We start from the raw sequence: 21,021 nt of genomic DNA, 5'->3' as shown, positions 1-21,021 counted from the left end.
CGATACTAAAACAAGCTCATCGCTACCTTATTCAAGACAAAAATAACCTTTAAAGACAAAAACCTATGGAGTATTCAATGACTACGCAGTTCATTATGGAACTGCTCGGCACTTTAATCTTAGTGCTATTTGGAGATGGCGTTTGCGCTTGCGTAACCTTAAACAAGAGTAAGGGACAAAACGCTGGTTGGATAGTAATTACTATAGCTTGGGGCTTGGCAGTATGTATGGGCGTTCTCGTAGCTGGACCTTATACAGGTGCTCACCTCAATCCCGCTGTATCGTTAGGTTTAGCTGTAGCAGGTATGTTCCCTTGGGCATCAGTGCCAACTTATATTGCTGCACAAATGATTGGTGGTGTATTGGGCGGTGTGCTCGTATGGTTGTTCTACAAAGACCATTATGACCAGACCGAAGACGAAGCTGCTAAGCTCGGCACATTCTGTACTGCACCAGCGATAAAGAGTACCTTTATGAACTTCTTTAGCGAAGTGATTGCAACATTGGTTTTGATTTTCATCATTATCTCGTTCAGCACAAAGGGTAACGCAGGCGATGTAGAACATTTCAAGATGGGACTTGCAGCCCTTGGCCCAATCCCTGTAACGCTCTTGATTATTGCCCTCGGTATGTCGCTCGGTGGTACTACGGGTTACGCTATGAACCCTGCCCGCGACCTTTCACCACGTATTGCACACGCTATATGTATTGGTGGAAATAACGATTGGGGCTATGCTTGGGTACCTGTAGTAGGTCCAATGATTGGTGGTGTTATTGCTGGTTTGGCTGGAGCTTGGCTCTTAACACTCTAAAATATAAACAAGGAGCTTATCGGGAACTTTACTCCCTCTCCCGACAGGCTCATCACCTTTATCTAATAAGAACAACTTAATTTTTAAGAACGATGAAAAAGTATATATATAAAGCATTTGCTGTGGCAGCACTCTTTGCGATGGGTGTAAATGCTAATGCACAGAAATTGCACGTTGTATCAGGACTTGAGACTACTCACCTTTGGCGTGGTCTTGAAGTTTCAAAGGGTCTTACACTCGATAACGAGGTAGCTATCTCTGACAACAACAACCATTTCCGTTTCGGACTTTGGGGTGGTATGCAAATAGCAGGCAACTATAAGGAGTTCGACTACTATGTATCTTATACCAATGGTGGTTTCTCGGCTTCGCTTTGGGACATTTACAATTTCTCTGATGGTATATACGCTAACGACCGTGCTTACAAGATATTCAATTACGACTGTCACGACACGGGTCACTTCCTTGATGCTACCATAGCTTACAACTTTGGCGAGAAATTTCCATTAAACCTTTCTTGGTCTACCGTTATTGCAGGTCGCGACCGTGGTGCATTGAACCAACAAAATCTCTACTCTACCTTCGTACAAGCATCGTACAAGGCTTACGAGGACGACAATTTTGTGGTAACTCCATCAATCGGTGGCAATTTTGCCCTCAATCCTGAAGATGGCAGCCACGCTACTTTCTACGGCAAGAGTGCAGGCATCAATGATGTGCGCCTCAACGTTACCTACAAACTAAAGATTGGCAACCATCCATTGCCTGTTACAGCAACAGCAATGTGGAACCCAGAAGCAAATAAGGGGTATTTCTGTGCGTCAGTAAATCTCTTAAATCTCTAAGCGAAAAACGCATTGGCAGAATCTTTACAGGTAGGTTCTATAAATTACCACCGCATATAGTCATTAAATTTTTATGAAATACGTTTTGTTATCTTTTGGCTTCTTATGAGTTCAAAATGTAAGTTCGTTCAGTTGTGTAGCTCGCTACACTCCTTCACGCTCTTGCATTTTGACCTCAAAAATAAGCTCAAAATCTAACAAAGCTAATTTATAGAACCAGCCTACAATTTCTTCAGATTTGAAGCTGAACAGGAAAACAGGAAATGCTCAATACGAAATACAACATAATGAGATGAACAACGTTATAAGTTAAGTGCTTTAAGTTCTCTCTAACGCTATTTTAAACGAAATATAGAGAGACTGCCAATGCGATATGCTACGATGTGAGCATAATTTCGCCTCAACTCCCAACCTTATATTTAGAAAATGTAAGGCTGGGAGATAAGCATATAAGACGAAAATGTAGATAAGGAAAAAGAGAATAAGAAAGAAATAAACATAAAAATAGGAAAAACGAATTTATAAAGCATTGAATACAGGATGGTTATACGAGTGATGCAAAATATATATGTTTTACTACTCCAAACATATATGTTCCACCGTCTCAAAGTTGAACTTTGACCACCTCAGACATATATGTTTTGCTTCTCAAAGATGAGTGTTTTATTTTCAAAAGATGCAATAACAAAAAATAGAACAAGTGTTATTAGTCGGTAAAAAGCATCGACAATGCGTAAAAACGAACTATAAAGACACTATGAAATAAGACTTGGGATTTGGTGAAGTAAACTATTAAAAATTAAAACGACAAACAATAGAAAATAAGTAATCATAAAAAATTAAGTAAAAATTATGTGGAATTTTTTAGCACCGCCTGCTTTTAAGCCTGAACAGACAGGAGCTGGAGCAGATGCTAAGTACAGTCGCCTGCGTTGGCAGGTATTTTTAGGTATCTTTATTGGTTATGCTGGTTTTTACATCGTTCGTAAAAACTTCTCTATGGCCATACCTATGCTTGCACCATTTGGCTTTGAAAAAGGCGAATTGGGTATTGTACTATCAATGAATGCCATAGCTTATGGCTTCTCTAAGTTTATTATGGCAAGTATTTCCGACCGAAGTAATGCGCAGCGTTTCTTGCCTTTAGGACTTATTCTGGCAGCTTTGTCAATGATGTTTATGATAGTTCCTATCGAGTGGATTGGAGCTGAACATAAGTCGTGGGCTATCTTGCTGATGGCAGCACTCAACTTCCTTGTGGGTTGGTTCAATGGTATGGGCTGGCCTCCTTGCGGTCGTGTTATGACCCATTGGTTCTCTATCAAGGAGCGAGGCACGTGGATGTCGGTTTGGAACTGCGCCCATAACGTGGGTGGAGCATTGGTAGGACCTATGGCGGTTTATGGTGCTATGTGGTTCGGACAGTGGCTTTACGGTGCTGACGAGAAACGTTACTTTATGGTGGGTACATATATTTTCCCTGCCGCTGTGGCTATCTTGGTGGCAATCGTAGCTTACCTGATGATTAGAGACACGCCTCAATCGTGCGGATTGCCAAGCATCGAGCAATGGAAGGGTGAATACTCTAAAACTTATAGTGCAAAATCGGAAGAAGTTCTCTCCACCTCTGAAATCTTCCGCACTGTATTGAGCAACAAGTTCTTGTGGTATATCGCCTTTGCGAATGCCTTTGTATATATGGTGCGCTATGGCTGTTTGGATTGGGCACCTACTATTCTTACCGAAAAAGGTGTGAACCTTAAAGATGCAGGCTGGGCTTATTTCGCTTACGAGATGGCAGCTATCCCTGGTACATTGATATGTGGCTGGTTGAGCGATAAGGTGTTCCACGGTCGTCGTGCCTTGCCTACTATTCTCTTTATGGGTGTTGTGGCAGTCTTTGTGTTTATCTATTGGCAGTTCTTGGACAATATCAATGTAGTGCTGATGTGTCTCATCGCTATTGGTTTCTTCATCTATGGTCCTGTGATGCTTATAGGTGTTCAGGCACTCGACCTCGCTCCAAAGAATGCTGCAGGTACTGCCGCAGGATTAACAGGCTTTATGGGTTACGTGTTGGGTACAGCCCTCTTGGCTAACGTAGTAATAGGCTATGTGGCTGAACACGCAGGCTGGGATATGACTTTCGTTCTTCTTATTGCTGCTTGTGGTCTGTCTATTCTCTTTATGGGATTGACCTACAAGGAAGAACAATACCTTGTAAAGAAACAAAAGGAAGAAGAAAAATAAGCAATATTTTAAACTTAATAATTAAACAACAAAATCAATGATTAAAAGTCTTTACAAAGCAGGACTCGTGGGTATTGCAGCCCTTTCAGTCTTTGCTTCTTGTTCAGAAGAGCAAGAGTTTACTAATGAGAACAGAGATGCTAAGCGCATAGAGGTTCAAAAGATTTCAGACGAAATGGCAAAGGTAAGAGATTACGTGCCATTGTATGCGTGTGTGGCTCACCGTGGTTCTACTTATTGGGCTCCAGAAGAAACCGAATCGGCTTGGCGTTGGGCACGTAATATGGGTGCAGACTACTTGGAAAGCGACCTTCAGGCTACCAAGGACGGTGTAGTATTGGCAAATCATGACGAAAACCTCAAGCGCACAACCAACATTGAGGACGTTTTCTCTGACGAAGTACCTACTACTCGTAAGGATTTCTACCGTAGCTTCCGCAATGCAGATGGTTCTCAGCATTTCTCTGAAGCTGATATTGCAGAACAATACGCTCGCGACTTGAAAGATTTTCGTTCTAACTATACCCTCTCTTACTACTATGCAGAACTTTTGATGCTCGATGCTGGTAAGTGGTTCAACGATGATAACAAGGAAATGCAACGTCCTTCATTCGCTGCAAAACACAATGGTAAGATGATAGAAGTGAATGGTGTGCCTACCATTCAGTATGCTGACGGACAATATGTATCGGCTCTTCAAGACCAAATCAACTATGCGATGGGTAACAAACTTAATCGTGATGCTGAAGGACGTCGTGTGTTGACTTACAAAATCAAGGACGAATACAAGGATATGACCTTGGCTGAAATCTACAAGGCTGCAAAACCAGCTGTAAAGAATGGCGACGAATCAGTTAAGGGCTCGAAGGCTTCTAAGTATATGGACTTCGTTGAATATAGCTTTGGCGATAAGAATGGTTCTACAGCTTACGTAAAAGACGAGGTAGACAATGGTAACCGCCCAGGTATTTATCCAGAGTTTAAGGAGTCTTGGTTGAATCCTAAGGACATCGAAATACGTGTTTACAACATCTTAGACGACTGGGGTTGGAACATCATTACCAAACCTGCACAGGCTAACGCTCCTTTCTATGTAAATGGTAAGGTAAATGTGGGTAACACCAATGGTAAGGTAATTCTTCAAACATTCTCATTCGATGCGCTCAACCGTGCATACGACGTGTTCAAGGGTCAAATTCCAATGTGCTATCTCCTTTGGATTAGCAAGCCTGCATACGCTACCGACATTGCTTATGATACACCAACAGGTTATGCCGACTTCATCAAGTACGCACAAGACCACGGTGCACACATCATAGGTCCTGCTATTTCAGGTGCACCAAACAATTATCCTGAAATGAATAAGCCTTGGCAAGCATATATGATTCGCAAGTCAGGTATGTTGAACCACCCATACTCATTCGACTCTGATGCACAGATGAAGAAGTATATGGGCTACTTTGTAAACTTCTGGGGCGAAAATCCAACCGAGTTTGACGATCTTTTGAACGTTACCGTACAACCTACTGCATTTACATCGTTCAAGGAAGCAAGCACACACCCTATCTATATGGACGGCTTCTTTACCAACCGCTCTGAAATATCACTCCATTATATGATTGAGAACGGTTTCCGTTGCAATGCAAAACTTGCACATCCATTCCACCCTGGACAGATGTACGACAACTCACAAGCACCTTCAGTAGTGCCAAACGCTGACAACGTACTCAATGCATTGGGTTATTAATCAACGTAAAAATCAAAGAAACAGAAATTATATTCAAACTTAAAGATTGATATGAAAAAATATATATTGATGCCTGTTTTGGCACTTTGCGCAATGAGCGCAGCAGCTCAGGACTTCGATTCTAAACCTACGGTGACAATCGACAACGAGCAAGAAGACCTCCGCTTTACCGTGGGTGCACGCTTTATGGCTGATGCAGCTTATTACAACACCGATTTCACACCGATGAAGAGTGGTGCGTCTATCTCTGATGCTCGTATCCGTACTTCGTTGAATTACAAAGACTGGTACTTCTATGCTGACTTTGGTTTCGGAGGAGGCAAGTTTAGCCAGAAGAACATCTTCCTTCAATATTCAAAAGAAGATAGTCGCGGCGGCACACACGCTATAAAGGGTGGATACTACAGCGACCCTGCAGGAACAATGGCTCGCAATACATCGCTTGGCAGCTATCACTTTATCTCTCGTGCAGGTGCTGCTAACGCCTTGGGCGAAGGTCGTGAGCTCGGTGTATCGTACAAGTACAACAACGATAAGTTTATGGCTTATCAGGGTGTCTTTACTGAAAACCAGTACAACAAGCAAGAGGCTGGTTTCAATGGTGTGGTAGTAGCAGGTCGCTACATCTATCGTCCAATCGCCACCGAAGACCAAACTTTGGCTGTAGGTGCTAACGTTCGTTATCAGCACGTTGGTGGTGGTATCACCGAAAAGAATGTGTTGAAGAAGACCATCAAACTTGGTCAGACTATGGAAACATTTGTTGATGAGAACGAAGCGTTTGTATCAGCAAGCCTTCCTTGGGCAGAAAACGTAGTTGATGCTGGTGCAGAAGTATTGTATCACAACCAGAAATTCTTTGCACGTGGTGAATATCTCTACAAGCACGTTACCAAGAAACGCGACTCTAAGACTCTCTTCGATGCTACCAACAACAGTATTGATACTTGGGGAACATTGAGTGCTTGGGAAGCAGCAAACCCACTTCGCGCTAACAACTTCCACGGTGGATATATCGAAGCTGGTTATATGATTTTTGGTAATCCTTATCGTTACGATTCACAGAATGGTACTTTGAAAGGCCTTACAGGTCGTTCGCTTGAAGTAGTGGCACGTTTCAACTATACAGGTCTTAACGATATTGAAAAGGGTGAATACTTCTCAGCAGGTCGTAACCAATATTATCCAAACGGAAAGATGGAAGACTGGCCATACAACTCTACAAGTGTTGGCGGTGGCGCAGTGCGCTCTTACACCCTCGGTTTGAACTATAGCTTCAACAAGTTTGCACAGGTAATGCTCGATTACACCTACCATAATCTTAGCAAAGACTTCTTGCCAAACGACAAGAACTTCCACCAAGTACAGGCTCGTATGCAGTTTGTATTCTAAAGCAACGTATGCTGTGCTATAAAATGTGCACTTTTACAAATAGTTATTTGGCTTGATATCTTCCGACTGCCAAATAATGAGAAAGGACTGACTTCTATATAAGGGGTCAGTCCTTATTTTTTTGATCGTAAACGGTCTATCGAACAAGGATAATAGCTTATAATCCCAAATCGGTCGTCCGACCCGTCCGACTTGTCCGACTCGTCTGACTTGTCCGACTCGTCTGACTCGTCTAACGACCGATTTGGGATAATTGTGCTGTGTACCTCATAAGCTTAACCCGTTGGCGGAATTATTTTTATTTTTTAGCTACTATCCCAATTGTTACCTTATTCGATAGATAGCGTGTTTCTCTTTTATCTTTTTCTATTTTTCTGTTTTACTTCGGATAAGTGTTAAATACACGGCTCATAATTCCCGTATATGCGTTGAAAAGAAGCGTGATACACAAAAGTGGTATAAATGGGTGTGCAATTGTAAACCTTTGACTAATAGTGATTAATGAATGAATAGAGAAAAGTGTGCAAGAATACAGCGTTTAGAATGTGGTAATATGGAACGAATAAAAGAAAAATATGAACAATAAAAGTGCTATTAAGTGGTGTTTTAGAAGGTAAAAGTTCAACTTTAGCTTTGCCAAACATCAAGGTTGAGGTGGTAAAACATATATGTTTGGCATTGTCAAAGTTGACCTTTGGCTTTCCCTAATACCATCAAAAGAGATTTAGAACATATAATAAGAAATATCGAATAATTCTATTTGCGGATTTCAAATGTTAAATCAGCATAAGAACAAACCCATTGGAATAATCTAAAAGACATCTCATAAGTTTCGGTAAATAGATAAACAAGCCCTAAACTGGTCTAATGACGATTTGGGTTATACAACTTGGACGGCTGTATAAACTACGATTGGTGTAAAACAAACAAAGGGTGTACCATCGCTGATACACCCTTTGTCCTAAAAAAACTTCAATCTAAAATTTCTGTAATATTTATTCTTCACCCATATCGTTTCCGTATCCACCAGTGTTGAAGTCGTCTTCAGCGTCGTTATTCTGGTGACGATTTTTTTGTTTCTTTGTGTTTCCGAAGTTCCAAGTTAGGGTGATGCGGAAGCGACGACCCGAGTGCCAACTCTCTTGATAACGTGTGAAGGCATCGCTGTTGATGTAGGTTTTTTGTCGGCGAGTGTCCAACAAGTCGCGGCAATTGAGGGCTACAACAAACTGCTTGTTGAAGAAACTCTTGCGGAAACCTAAGTCCACCCTTCCGCTACCTTTACGATAGCCCTGCGCTACGGTTTGTCGGCTGTTGTAATTGCCTGTTACTTGGAACGACATATCGTAAGGCAACATTACGCTGGCTTGCATTCTTGCGTTCCAACTAAAGTTGCTATTGCCTGCACCGTGTATGTTTTGTCCCTCTATATTGAAGTCGAAACCGTCCAATTTGTAGTAGTAGAAGTTGGCAGAGGTGCTAAGGTCGAGTATGCGGAACAGCTTGTTCTTTGCCGTAATTTCAAGACCCGTTGCCTGACTCTTGGCTACGTTGAACGAGGTTTGATAAAGTTTTCCGTCTGCTGCATTGCGGTAGGTGATACGTTGCATCACGTCGGTAGTTGGACGATAGTAAGCTGAGAGCAACAACGAGTGTTGTGTCCAAGTGTGAAGATAGTTGAACGAGAACGAATTGCTGTATTCTGGTGTGAGCAACGGATTACCAAACGATACCACTGTAGCATCGCTTGTGTTGCGGAAAGAGTTGAGCTGACCTCCCCAAGGACGGCGCAAACGACGGGTGTAGTTCAATTGTAGTTGGTCGTCCTTTGTGAGCTGATAACTCATAAATACACTTGGGAAAAGCTGGAAATAGTCCTTCTTGAAAGGAGCGTTGCGCAACGCAGGGTTATGCTCTTGTGCGTAAGAGTAGCTTTCTGTGTTTATGCGCCAGTATTCACCACGCAAGCCCGCCATTAAGCCAAATTTTCCGAAGTTATAGGCTGTTGTGAGGTAAAGTGCGTGTGTATCGTTCTTGTAGATAAAACGATTGAAGTAAGCCTCATCTTCCACAACATCAGTTTCTGCCCAGTGATTTGGGTCAACAAAACTTTCTTGTGGTGTGTTCTCTTTTGAGAAGTTTCCCTGATAACCAGCTTGTAGACGGAAAGCCTTAGAGATTTGGTTTTCGTAGTCGAGCTTCACCTCCCACGAGCTATTGTTGACGTGCATTGGGCGCGATTGGTATGATTGGGTTGTAGGACGTGTGTAGTCGGGTTTGCCAGCTTCATCAAAGTAAGCTACAGAGTCGCGGTAGATGTTGTCATTGTCCATCTTCCATCGGTCGTAACCTACAGTAAAATCGATGGTATGTTTCTCGCTGAAACTATGACGATAGCCAAAGTCGCCGTGCAGCATACGCATATCGTTTTTGGTATTTGTACCTCTGTACATTATTCGTGAGTCGAAAGGCATTCCTATCGTACCATAATGATAAGGTGTGAAGTTGTTGCTCGAACCACCACCGAGCATAAACATACCTGCGAGGGAAAAGTCGTCTTTCTTTGTAGCGTGGAGGGTAAGTCCTGCACGGGTAAAGAGATTGTTGCCCCGACGTGAGTTTTCGGTGTCATAGTTTTGATAAGTGTTGCTGTTGGTATAGGTCTGTCGGCTCAATGCACCACCTGTATTCTTTCTGTGGCGATAACCTATGTTGAAGTAAGCATCTACCAACGAGCTATTATAATTGATGTTGAATGAGGTGTTAGCACCGCCACGGCTGTTTGCACCTGCCTGAACACCACCATAATAACCTGCCTTGCGGTTCTTTTTCAAGATGATATTGATGATACCTGCCGACCCTTCAGCCGAGAATTTTGAACTTGGATTGTCTATAACCTCTACCTTTTCGATGCTTTCGGCTGGCAATTGTTGTAGTATTTCGGCACGATTGTCGCTTGTCATACCAGAGGCTTTGCCGTTAATCCACACTTCTACGCTGGAATTGCCTCGAAGCGACACATTACCATCATTGTCTACTTCTACGCTTGGAATGTTTTCTAATACGTCTGAAGCCACTCCGCCAACGTTGGCTATTTGTTGGTCAACATTGAAAGTCTTGCGGTCTACCTCCAATTTCATTTCCGAACGTTGGGCAGTTATCACAACCTCGTCGAGTGCCTTTGTATCTTCGGCAAGGTAAAGTGCGATGAAATTATAGTCAGCCTTCTTGTCTGAAACTATAAAGGTCTTTACCAAGTCTTTATAACCTAAAAAACTTGCTGTCAAGGAATAGTCGCCATTGGGCAAATCCTTGATAATAAAGTTGCCCTCCATATCAGAAATAGCTCCTTTGAATATCTTTTCAGCACCTGCTTTGCGGATTGCAATATTAATAAACTCTAAGCCCATATTCGACTTTTTGTCTATTATGCGTCCCTTTACACTTCCTTGCGAATATGCTGCCATCGTAACTATTACGAGCAACATCAAAATCATTTTTACCCTTTTCATAACTTTCTCTAAGACTAAGAAAAGAGTATAAAAGTTTAAAGGATACGTAAAAAAAGAACAAGAAAATCATATAAAACATATTTTTTAGCTACCTTTGCATAAGATATAGCTGCACTTGCAACGTGTAGGGGCTCGATTTATCGAGTTCCTTATGGTGAAAGTTAGGTGCGTGGAACGTGATAAATCACGCCCCTACATTTAAAACTTTACCCTTGCTTGCACTATCTTTACGTATAATTACCAATGCCCTTGTAGTTCAATGGATAGAACACGGCTCTCCTAAAGCTGAAATATGAGTTCGATTCTCATCGGGGGTACAATTAAAAAAACAAATCTAATTATCTTAATATGCTTGGAGCAATCATTGGCGACATTGTAGGTTCACGCTTCGAATTTGGAGCTGCACCGAAGAGAGACTTCGAACTATTTACTTCAGAATGTTCATACACCGACGACACCATCTGCACCGTAGCAATAGCAGATGCTGTGCTCAATGGTCGTGAATATAAAGATGCACTGCGTGATTGGTGTAACCGTTACCCCGACCCGATGGGTGCTTACGGCAATATGTTTGCCCAATGGCTCGCTTCGGACGACCCTCAACCCATGAACTCATTTGGCAATGGATCGGCAATGCGTGTCAGTCCGATAGGCTGGCTTTACTCTGACTGGGAAGAAGTGATAGGCGAAGCCGAGCGAAGTGCTGTTGTTACGCACAACCACCCTGAAGGTATAAAGGGCGCACAATGTATCGCAGAGGTGATAAGTTGGCTCAGACACATGCGTTTTACCAAACCCGAAATAGAACGAAAGGTACAAAAGTTCTTCCAATACGAGATACCTCCGATGAAAGACATCTTGAAAATAGGGGCACAAGGCCACTTTGACGCCACTTGTCAAGAGACCGTTCCGATGGCTTTACGTTGCTTTATAGACGCCAACAACTTTGAAGAAACCATTCGTTTGGCAGTGATGTGCGATGGCGACACCGACACAAAGGCGTGCATAGCAGGGTCTGTGGCTGAGGCTTACTATGGCATACCCGACTGGATGGTGGAACGTACATTTGCTTACCTTCCAGATGATATGTTGGAAATATTAGACCAGTTCTATACAAAGATAAGAAGTGAGATAAATCCGAAACAATAAATAAGCCCTCAAAAATAAGTTTTGCGAAGTTAAAATAAGTAAAAATAATTTTGCTTATATCATTTATTTAGATTATATTTGCAAAAAATTAAAACATAAAAAAGATGTCATTTACAGAGCAATGTAACGAGATTTTTAGTCAAGCCATTCGTGATTACCACATCACGGACAATGTAGACACACCTATCAATAATCCTTACGATAGAGACTCTATCGAAAATCGCTTGTATCTGAAGTGCTGGATTGACACTGTTCAGTGGCACTTTGAAGACCTTATACGCGACCCACACATTGCGCCAGAAGAGGGTATGAGTCTTAAAAGACGCATAGACCGCTCTAATCAAGACCGCACCGACTTGGTGGAACAGATAGACTCTTACTTCCGTCAGCTTTACTCTGATGTGAAAGTGGCTGAAGATGCAACTATCAATACCGAAAGTCCAGCGTGGGCAGTAGACCGCCTTTCTATCCTCGCACTCAAAATTTACCATATGAAAGAGCAAGCTGAGCGCACCGATGCTTCGGCTGAACACATTGAGAAATGTAAGGGTAAGCTCAACATTCTTTTAGAACAGCAGGTAGATTTGGGCAGTGCTATCGACCAATTGTTGGAAGATATAAAGGCTGGACGTAAATATATGAAGGTGTACAGACAGATGAAAATGTACAACGACCCTTCAACCAACCCAATTCTTTACAAGAAGTAAAGTTGAAGAAAGACCACATCATTATTATTCGTTTATCGGCAATGGGCGATGTTGCTATGACCGTTCCCGTTGTTGATGCTTTAGCACGAAAGTACCCTAATTTGCGAATTAGCGTACTTTCGCGTCCGTTTGCACGTGCCTTCTTTCAATTTATGCCTAAGAATGTCGACTTTATCGATGCCGATCTCAAGGGCGAACACAAAGGTGCAAAGGGTCTGAAGCGATTGTATGGTAGAGTTTTTGCAAAACAGCCTTCTGCCGTTGCCGACTTGCACAATGTGCTGAGAACTAAGGTTATTCGTACGGGCTTGTTTCTTAGTGGGGTGAAAACAGCTCATATCAACAAGCATAAAAGCGGTAAACGCCGTCTGTGTAGGAAGCAAAACAAAGTGATGGTGCAGCAGCCTACATCGTTTCAAAATTATATAGATGTATTCAGCAAGTTAGGATACCCCATCACACCCGATTTTAAAACCATCTTCCACAATGGCGAAAACCTATTGTCAAGCCTTCCTACCGCAATAGGCGAGAAACACGAGGGCGAACTATGGATAGGCATAGCTCCATTTGCTGCCCACGGAGGCAAGATGTATCCTAAAGAAAAGATGGAAGAAGTGGTCAGAATGTTGGTAGAGAAACAGCCCCAACTACGCCTTTTCTTCTTTGGTGGGGGGAAAGAAGAGAAAGCTATTCTTAACCAATGGGCTAAGAAGTATGCACGTTGCACCTGTGCTTCGGAGGTGTTGCGTGGTCTTAACGAAGAACTAATCCTTATGAGTCATTTAGACACGATGGTATCAATGGACAGTGCCAATATGCATTTGGCTTCATTGGTCGATACTCGTGTTGTAAGTATTTGGGGCGCAACTCACCCTTATTGCGGTTTCTTAGGTTGGGGACAGTCGGTTGACGATGTCATTCAGAACCACAATCTGACGTGCCGCCCTTGTTCGGTGTTCGGCAATAAGCCTTGCCATAGGGGCGACTTTGCGTGTATGCAAACCATTGAGCCTAAGCAAATAGTGCAAGTTGTGCTGAAAAGCTAAATCACTATTGTCGGACTTGTCTGACTTGTCTGACACATCCGACTCGTCCGACAAAGCTTACTTTCTTGTTAAATTATCTCTTCAATCATTATCCCTTCTTCTTTCAATTCCTCAAGATAGTTAGCAGCATCTTGTTTTCCCACCTTTTCTTCTTCAATGATTAAGGGTACTAACACTTTGTCCACAAATTCAGGATAGATAGGTGTACCTGCGCACGTATCTATAAATTGTTCCACCTCTGCCAAGGTTGGCATTTCCTCATAGCGAGTTTTCGCCCACGCCTGTACATCTTCTTCCATCTTGTCTCTTGCCACTTGCATCAGTGCGCCCAATGGACAAGAGAGAAAAATCTTAATATAATCGTTCAATACCTGTTTCATTCCTATATTCTCAATCGTGTTTATACAAATTGTTCGATACCTTTTGGCATCGAACAATCTTATTTTTATTTCTTTAGTTTCAGCAATGCACACACGCCTGCTTCAACATCTTTCATATCAGCCGTGGGCTCAAACCGGTCAACGACGTGCCCCTGGCTGTCTATCAAGAACTTTGTAAAGTTCCACTTTATACTTGGGTCTTTCTCATAATTAGGGTCTTGTGCCTTAAATTTCTCGTCTAAGTATGCCCCAATCTTATTGTTCTTATCAAAGCCCTTGAAAGGTTGCTGTGCTTTAAGATAGGTATAAAGCGGCGATTCCTTCTTTCCATTTACCTCAATCTTAGCAAACTGTGGGAAGGTGATGCCGTATGTTCCTGTACAAAAGGCGTGTATCTCTTGCAACGACCCAGGAGCTTGTTCGCCAAACTGGTTGCAAGGGAAGTCTAATATCTCCAATCCCTTGTCCTTATACGTTTCGTACAGCTTTTGCAGTTCCTCATATTGGGGCGTAAAACCACACTTGGTAGCCGTATTTACTACCAACAACACTTTTCCTTTATACGCCTTGAGCTTTATTTCCTTGTTGTTGCCATCCTTCACACTAATCTTGTACACATTCTTTTGTGCCACTGCCGATACGGCTACCATAACGAGTAGCAATAGGCCAAATACTTTCTTCATCATTGGTATTTCAAAATAAATATTATCAAACTTATAATTCTAACTTCGGCAAAGATAAAGAAAAATATTGTAAAAACTACAAATTTCTAACTTTTTAGCAATCTATGCCACATCTATAACATATTGGAAGTTATCCTATCCCTATTGTTCTATTTTTCCACTCCCTCCAATAAGTAGCTTATTAGTGGTTGGGCTGTGGTTTTATCGGACTTGTCGGACTTGTCGGACGGGTCAGACTTGTCCGACTTGTCCGACAAGTCCGACAAAGCTGCACGGAACAAACATTTGGCTTTAATTCCTCTAACGCTCCTTACTCCTCCTAACGCTCCTTACTCCTCCTAACTCCCTTTAGTTCCTAATACTTGAACGATGAACCGCCTAAGAACTCGCGAAGCAAAGAAGTAGGAGGGAGGCTGCTGTAAGGTAACGAGGCAAAATAAGCCAAGAACTTGCGTAAGCGATGCGCCTCGGCATATTCTTCGCAGTTTTCGGGCACTTCCTCTAATACGGCTTGCGCTTGAGCTTGAATAACGGCAAGTTCGAACAGCATTGCCGTATTGAACATCACATCAGCATTCTCTTGATAAGGAAAAATCCACTTGTTTTCGCCTGCACGCACGCTTGGCCAGCGGTGAATGGTGTCCTTAGCCGAACAGCCACGGTACTTATAGTCGCGTACGATGCGGCGAAGTAGGCGATTGTCGGTGGTAGGAATATAGTTGTGGTCGTCTAAAAGAATGGTGGTGAGTGCCGAAGCATAAATCTTATACTTCTGTGCGTCGGGTATCTGCTCCGTCAGTAGTGGGTTGAGAGCGTGAATACCCTCCACGACGAGAATGTTATTGTCTTGGAGTTGGAGGTGTTTACCACTCTTTTCGCTTTCGCCCGTCATAAAGTTGTATAATGGCAGTTCTATCTCTTCGCCACGGAAGAGTGCAGCGAATTGCTCGTTGATAAGCGGAATATTGAGGGCATAGATGCTTTCATAATCCAATTGACCATTGTCGTCCTTTGGCGTATTCACACGGTTTACAAAGTAATCGTCTAACGAAATCTGCACTGGCTTTATACCACAGGTGAGCAATTGCACCGAAAGGCGTTTGCAGAAGGTGGTTTTGCCGCTCGATGAAGGTCCTGCTATGAGTACCACCTTTACACCCTCTTTGTGGGCAATGGTTTCGGCAATCTGGGCTATCTTTTTTTCTTGTAGGGCTTCGCTCACGTTGATAAGGTCGTTAGAGAGGTCATTTTTCACCGCTTCGTTGAAGTCGCCCACGGTGCGAATACCAAGAATGTGTTGCCAACGATGATGCTCCATAAATACTTCGAACATCTTGTCTTGTTTTATAGCTTCGCCTAAGACGGCAGGATTTTCAGTAGAAGGCAAGCGAAGAATCAATCCATCAAAGTATTTTTCTATACCGAAAAGATATATCTGCTTGGTGTTGGTGAGCATTGATCCATAATAAAAGTCGGCGTAATCGTCAAGCTCATAATACGTGGTGTACAATGCGCCTGTGCTTTTCAGTAGCTTTACTTTCGCCTCATCGCCCTTCTCTTGGAACATTGCGATTGCCTCTTCGGTAGTGGTTTCGTAACGTGTAAAAGGCATTTTGGCATCAATTATCTCTTGCATACGTTCACGTATTCGGTGTGCATCTTCGTCGGTGACGGGGTGTCCGAGCTGCAAATTGCAGTAGTAACCATTTGATACGGGGATGTCTATCACTACCTTGCTACCACGATAAAGGTCGTGTACAGCCTTGCACAACACCATAAATACGGAGCGCATATAGGTGCGCAGTCCTGATGAAGAATGGAGGTCAAGAAACTCAATATCTTTGTTGTGGTACACTCTGTAATGCAGTCCTTCTACCTTATTATTAACCTTTGCACTCACTGGTCCAAAGTCCATATTGAGATTTAATTGCTTATAAATCTCATAAAGTGTGCTGCCGATTGCTACATTTAAAGTTTTTTTATTATTTTTGCAACGGATTTGTAATACTGGTTTCATATACTATAGGATTTATATACTTAGGCTGTTTACATTTCTTATTATGGGGATAAAGTTAGCAAATTCCTGTCAAAGCGCAAAAGAATATTGAATTTCAATGCATATAATTTATGACAACAGGTGTTTATTTAGCCATTTTCTTTAAGATTGTAGGTTCGTTAGCATTACTCATTTATGGTATGAAAGTAATGAGCGAAGCCCTCCAGAAAATGGCAGGCTCGCAGTTGCGCCACATCCTTGGTGCAATGACAACCAACCGATTTACAGGTATGCTTACAGGTACGTTTATTACGTGTGCTGTACAGTCGTCTTCAGCAACCACGGTGATGACCGTTTCGTTTGTTAACGCTGGGTTGCTTACCCTTGCACAAGCCATTTCCGTTATTATGGGAGCCAATATTGGTACCACGCTGACGGCTTGGATTATGTCGTTAGGCTACTCGGTAGACCTTACGAGCTTTGTCTTTCCAGCCTTTTTGGCGGGCATTGTGCTCATCTATATGCGAAAGATGAGGTATGTGGGCGACTTCCTTTTCGGTCTTTCGTTTATGTTCTTCAGTCTTGTACTGCTGAGCGAGGCAGGTAAAGCATTACACTTGGATACGACTCCTGCTGTTATAGAGTTCTTCAAGTCGTTTGATATTAATAGCTATTTCACAATTATAGCCTTTCTGGCGATAGGTACAGTCATTACGTGTATTGTGCAGTCGTCGGCAGCCGTTATGGCTATTACCATCTTACTTTGCTCTACGGGCGTTTTACCTATCTACTTAGGTATTGCTTTAGTTATGGGTGAAAACATTGGTACAACCATTACAGCCAACCTTGCAGCCTTGGCAGCAAATACGCAAGCACGTCGAGCAGCCTTGGCACACTTGATGTTTAATGTTATTGGTGTGGTTTGGGTATTGTGCCTTTATTATCCTTTTGTAAATATGGTATGTGGGTTTGTAGATTACGACCCTACAAGTCACGCAATGACAAGCGATATTAAACTCAAGTTGCCTATTGTTTTGGCAGCTTTCCACACCACCTTTAATGTTATCAATACTTTTCTTCTTATTTGGTTTATTCCACAGTTGGAACGCCTTGTTTGCGCTTTGATAAAGACAGGCAAGAAGGAATGCGAGGAAGACTTCCGTCTACGTTTTATTCAGGCTGGTATTATGAAGACCCCAGAGCTCTCTGTGTTGGAGGCAAGCAAGGAGATACAGTCGTTTGCAGAACGCTTGCAGCGTATGTTTGGTATGGTAAGAGAATTGCTCAACACACGTGAAGAGGCCGACTTTGTGAAGCTTTATTCACGTATAGAGAAGTATGAAGGCATATCAGACAATATGGAAATAGAGATAGCAAAGTATCTCGACCAAGTGAGCAATGCCCACCTTAGCGACGATACAAAGGAAAAAGTGCGCTCTATGTTGCGTGAGATTTCAGAGCTTGAGAGTATCGGTGATGCTTGCTACAACATAGCACGAACCGTTAATCGTAGCATCTCTATGAAAGAAGACTTTACAGAGAAGCAGTACAGTAATATAGGTCAGATGTTCCAACTCACCGATGATGCACTCACACAGATGAACAATATATTGGTAGGACATAAATCGGAAAACGATGTGAACCACAGTTTCAACATCGAAAACGAGATGAACAGCTACCGTGACCAATTGCGTACACAGAATATTCAAGATGTGAACGACCACAAATACACCTACGCCATAGGAACAATGTATATGGACATTATACAAGAATGCGAAAAGTTGGGCGACTATGTGGTGAACGTTGTAGAGGCAAGAATGGGCGTGAGACAGTCGGCAATGCAAGCCTAAAAATGCTATATATCTGAATAAAACCTACTAACGATATGCAATAAAGAAGGTAGGACGCAATACAAAGATGGCAAAGTATCTATCCGAGGATAGGCACTTTGCCATCTTTTTTTGCTATAAACTTTATTTTGATGTAGTCTAAATAGAACCTTAGAAATGAAGTTGTTTGATGAAATGTTAGGTTTTATAAAATATAATATTACCTTTGCAATTGTAAACCCCACATTGCAAAATGAGGGTACAACACAAAAACTATTTATATATAAAACATTATGAAATAATTTTGAAATATCATGTGATGTGATAATTGATTGATAAAAACGCTAATAATGAATCTAACACTTTTGGTGTAACATCGTGGAGATGTGAAGCTGATAAAAAAAGTTAAAACAAAACCATACTTCGGTTGCTCTTTATGAACAACGAGGTATGGTTTTCTTGTATTAAGGAGGTATCTATTACCCGTTGGCAGCGTTCTTTTTATTTTTTAGCCACTATACCTATTCTTACCTTATTCGATGGATAACGCATTTATCGCTTATCTTTTTCTATTTTTCTGTTTTATGTTGGGTAAGTGTTAAATACACTGGTCATAATTCTTGTATATGCGTTCAAAAGAAGCGTGATACACAAAAGTGGTATAAATGCGTGTGCAATTGTAAATAGCTGATTAGTAATGAGTAATGAAGAGATAGAAGAAAGTGTGCAAGAATATAGTACTCCGATAGCGGTAATATAGAATGAATAAAAAGAGAATATGAACAAGAAAAGTGCTATTAAGTGGTATTTTAGACGGTAAAAGTTCAACTTTGGGGACGCCAAACATCAATGTTTGGGCAGTAAAACATATATGTTTGGCATTGTCAAAGTTGAACTTTGACTTTCTGTAATATCAACAAAAGAGATTTCGAATATATAATAAGAAATACCGAACAATCCTATTTGTGGATTTCAAATGTTAAATCAGCATAGAGCAAAGCCCATTGGAAGAAGTTAATACGCACTAAATTAATTTTGCCAATAGGTTAACCGATATGCTGAAAAGATAGAGAAATCGAAATTAATCCTAAAATCGTTCAGCAGTTCAGAATTTATCCTTACTTTTGCTTTCTATATGAAAAGATGGCGATTATATTTTATGCTTTGCTTGCTAATGACTACCATTCAAGCCGTAGCACAAGACCATATCAACCCCGAAGACCGTGTGGTTGATATTAATTCGCCCACGTTTGTACCGTTAGTGAATGTAGGCAAAACAAAGGTAGGTGCAGACAGTATTCAGTATGTGCTTACGAATAAGGTGTACATCTTTCCGCCTTTAGCGTTCAAAAACGATAAGCAACGGCAAGCATACAACCGATTGTTAGCGAATATAAAGAAGGTATTACCCATAGCAAAAGAGTGCAATCAAATCATCTTAGAAACAGGTGCGTACCTTGAAACTCTCCCAACAAAGAAGTTGAGAGACGAACATATAAAACGAGTGGAAAAGGGATTGAAAGAGCAATATACCCCACGCATCAAAAAACTTACTTACTCTCAAGGCAAGCTACTCATAAAGCTCATTGACCGCGAAACCAACTCAACGGGCTACGAACTTATACAAGCGTTCTTAGGACCTGTAAGAGCTGGGTTTTATCAAGCCTTTGCTTGGATGTTCGGCGCATCGTTAAAGAAGCAGTATGACCCGAAAGGCAAAGACCGATTGATAGAACGTATCGTGTTGCAAGTTGAGGCTGGGCAATTGTAAAGGTAAGACTTATAACAATGCTTTGCTATTCAAATATTCTTTGAATTTGGGCAGAAAAGAGTCGGTAACGTGAATTATTTCGTTACCAATGTAGATACAATCGTTCCTATCTACCTTTCTTACACGCTCCAAAGCTACGATATACGAGCGATTGACACGCATAAAACGTTGACTTGGGAGGAGCTCTTCCACGGCTTTCATTGTAAGATGGGTAACTAATTTGTTATTTGTAAGATAGAAAGTCACATAGTCTTTCATTCCCTCAATATATATCACGTTGTCTAAAGCTACCTGTTGCAGTTCGCCATTCACCTTGAGAAAGATAGTGCGTACTTCATCTTTGGGACGCTGCGCATTAAGTTCGGTAGGTTGTGTGCTCAACTCGGCGTGTTGTAAACTCAGTTCAAACCAGTTTTTAGCTTTTTCTACCGCCGTTAAGAACTTGTTGTAGCGAATGGGTTTGAGCAAGAAATCGAGTGCATTCACTTCATAACTGTCGAACGCATACTCCTTAAAAGCCGTTGTAAAGATGATGCGAGTAGCAGTAGGAACTATATGTGCAAGCTCCATACCATTAAGGTCGGGCATCTGTATATCGAGGAAAAGCAAGTCGGAAGGTTGCTCCTTTATAGCCGATAGGGCAGCCACCGAGTCGGTAAACGATGCCTGAAGCTGCAAGAAAGGTGTGCGAGCAACAAAGTTCTCTAAAAGTTTGATAGCCAATGGTTCATCGTCTATGATGGTGCAAGTTAGTTTCATCTTCTTCTTGTTTGTTTTTTATATTCTTACGTTTCACGTTATGCCCTCTTTAACCCAAATCGGTCGTTAGACTTCTTCGAGATTTGCGAGCTTATTTTGAGCTATTTTGAGTTGTTTTTGAAGACGTTTAGCGAGCTAAACAA

The 21,021-nt window shown here is 41.8% G+C and carries 16 protein-coding genes and 1 tRNA gene; 11 read left to right on the top strand and 6 right to left on the bottom strand.

Features of this window, described 5'->3' with window-relative positions; all coding sequences use genetic code 11:
* Nucleotides 1-65: 65 nt before the first annotated feature.
* The 5 genes from CZ367_RS10900 (at nt 66) to CZ367_RS10880 (ending at nt 7,046) form a co-directional block, all read left to right on the top strand.
* Nucleotides 66-812: an MIP/aquaporin family protein gene (locus tag CZ367_RS10900; protein WP_077196883.1), complete on the top strand. Its 747-nt coding sequence runs from the start codon at nt 66-68 to the stop codon at nt 810-812.
* 92 nt (nt 813-904) lie between these two features.
* Nucleotides 905-1,657 (top strand): hypothetical protein, encoded by a 753-nt coding sequence (locus tag CZ367_RS10895; RefSeq protein WP_077196882.1) that lies wholly within the window; start codon nt 905-907, stop codon nt 1,655-1,657.
* 852 nt (nt 1,658-2,509) lie between these two features.
* Nucleotides 2,510-3,907, top strand: a complete 1,398-nt coding sequence (gene pgtP / locus CZ367_RS10890; protein WP_077196881.1) for a phosphoglycerate transporter protein PgtP — start codon at nt 2,510-2,512, stop codon at nt 3,905-3,907.
* Nucleotides 3,908-3,944: 37 nt separating this feature from the next.
* Complete coding sequence (locus tag CZ367_RS10885) at nt 3,945-5,654, top strand: glycerophosphodiester phosphodiesterase family protein (RefSeq protein WP_202613126.1); 1,710 nt, start codon at nt 3,945-3,947, stop codon at nt 5,652-5,654.
* Between the two features lie 51 nt (nt 5,655-5,705).
* The gene (locus tag CZ367_RS10880; RefSeq protein WP_077196880.1) at nt 5,706-7,046 is read left to right on the top strand and encodes a porin; all 1,341 of its coding nucleotides are present in this window, start codon (nt 5,706-5,708) and stop codon (nt 7,044-7,046) included.
* Nucleotides 7,047-8,041: 995 nt separating this feature from the next.
* Here CZ367_RS10880 and CZ367_RS10875 read toward each other — a convergent pair.
* Entirely contained in the window at nt 8,042-10,558 is a 2,517-nt protein-coding gene (locus CZ367_RS10875; RefSeq protein ID WP_077196879.1) for a TonB-dependent receptor, read from the bottom strand.
* A 245-nt stretch (nt 10,559-10,803) separates the two neighbouring features.
* On the opposite strand from CZ367_RS10875, the gene CZ367_RS10870 reads away from it, so the two are divergent.
* The 4 genes from CZ367_RS10870 to CZ367_RS10855 all read left to right on the top strand — a co-directional run bounded on the left by CZ367_RS10870 (nt 10,804) and on the right by CZ367_RS10855 (nt 13,460).
* Nucleotides 10,804-10,875: transfer RNA gene (locus tag CZ367_RS10870), tRNA-Arg, on the top strand.
* A 31-nt stretch (nt 10,876-10,906) separates the two neighbouring features.
* Nucleotides 10,907-11,707, top strand: a complete 801-nt coding sequence (locus CZ367_RS10865; protein ID WP_077196878.1) for an ADP-ribosylglycohydrolase family protein — start codon at nt 10,907-10,909, stop codon at nt 11,705-11,707.
* Nucleotides 11,708-11,811: 104 nt separating this feature from the next.
* Nucleotides 11,812-12,414, top strand: a complete 603-nt coding sequence (locus tag CZ367_RS10860; protein ID WP_077196877.1) for a DUF4254 domain-containing protein — start codon at nt 11,812-11,814, stop codon at nt 12,412-12,414.
* A gap of 2 nt (nt 12,415-12,416) precedes the next feature.
* Entirely contained in the window at nt 12,417-13,460 is a 1,044-nt protein-coding gene (locus CZ367_RS10855; RefSeq protein WP_077196876.1) for a glycosyltransferase family 9 protein, read from the top strand.
* A 68-nt stretch (nt 13,461-13,528) separates the two neighbouring features.
* On the opposite strand, the gene CZ367_RS10850 is transcribed toward CZ367_RS10855, so the two are convergent.
* From CZ367_RS10850 to CZ367_RS10840, 4 genes are all read right to left on the bottom strand, one after another.
* Entirely contained in the window at nt 13,529-13,840 is a 312-nt protein-coding gene (locus CZ367_RS10850) for a hypothetical protein (RefSeq protein WP_077196875.1), read from the bottom strand.
* Nucleotides 13,841-13,905: 65 nt separating this feature from the next.
* The gene (locus CZ367_RS10845) at nt 13,906-14,523 is read right to left on the bottom strand and encodes a glutathione peroxidase (RefSeq protein ID WP_077197436.1); all 618 of its coding nucleotides are present in this window, start codon (nt 14,521-14,523) and stop codon (nt 13,906-13,908) included.
* A 149-nt stretch (nt 14,524-14,672) separates the two neighbouring features.
* Entirely contained in the window at nt 14,673-14,804 is a 132-nt protein-coding gene (locus tag CZ367_RS16495) for a hypothetical protein (protein ID WP_262500737.1), read from the bottom strand.
* Nucleotides 14,805-14,878: 74 nt separating this feature from the next.
* Nucleotides 14,879-16,540 (bottom strand): nucleoside kinase, encoded by a 1,662-nt coding sequence (locus tag CZ367_RS10840; protein WP_077196874.1) that lies wholly within the window; start codon nt 16,538-16,540, stop codon nt 14,879-14,881.
* A 110-nt stretch (nt 16,541-16,650) separates the two neighbouring features.
* Between CZ367_RS10840 and CZ367_RS10835 the strand changes: the two genes are divergently transcribed.
* Together CZ367_RS10835 and CZ367_RS10830 are read left to right on the top strand one after the other, a co-directional pair.
* Nucleotides 16,651-18,369, top strand: a complete 1,719-nt coding sequence (locus tag CZ367_RS10835; protein WP_077196873.1) for a Na/Pi cotransporter family protein — start codon at nt 16,651-16,653, stop codon at nt 18,367-18,369.
* A gap of 1,138 nt (nt 18,370-19,507) precedes the next feature.
* Nucleotides 19,508-20,119 (top strand): DUF4294 domain-containing protein, encoded by a 612-nt coding sequence (locus CZ367_RS10830; RefSeq protein WP_394334144.1) that lies wholly within the window; start codon nt 19,508-19,510, stop codon nt 20,117-20,119.
* Nucleotides 20,120-20,128: 9 nt separating this feature from the next.
* Here the strand turns inward: CZ367_RS10830 and CZ367_RS10825 are convergent, their stop codons facing one another.
* Entirely contained in the window at nt 20,129-20,878 is a 750-nt protein-coding gene (locus CZ367_RS10825) for a LytR/AlgR family response regulator transcription factor (RefSeq protein ID WP_077196871.1), read from the bottom strand.
* Nucleotides 20,879-21,021: the final 143 nt, after the last annotated feature.

The sequence above is a fragment of the Prevotella ihumii genome (genome assembly GCF_900155655.1).
Taxonomy (GTDB): Bacteria; Bacteroidota; Bacteroidia; order Bacteroidales; family Bacteroidaceae; genus Prevotella; species Prevotella ihumii.
The sequence above is the reverse complement of the archived record's forward strand: the minus strand, read 5'-3'. Positions and strand labels throughout refer to the sequence as shown.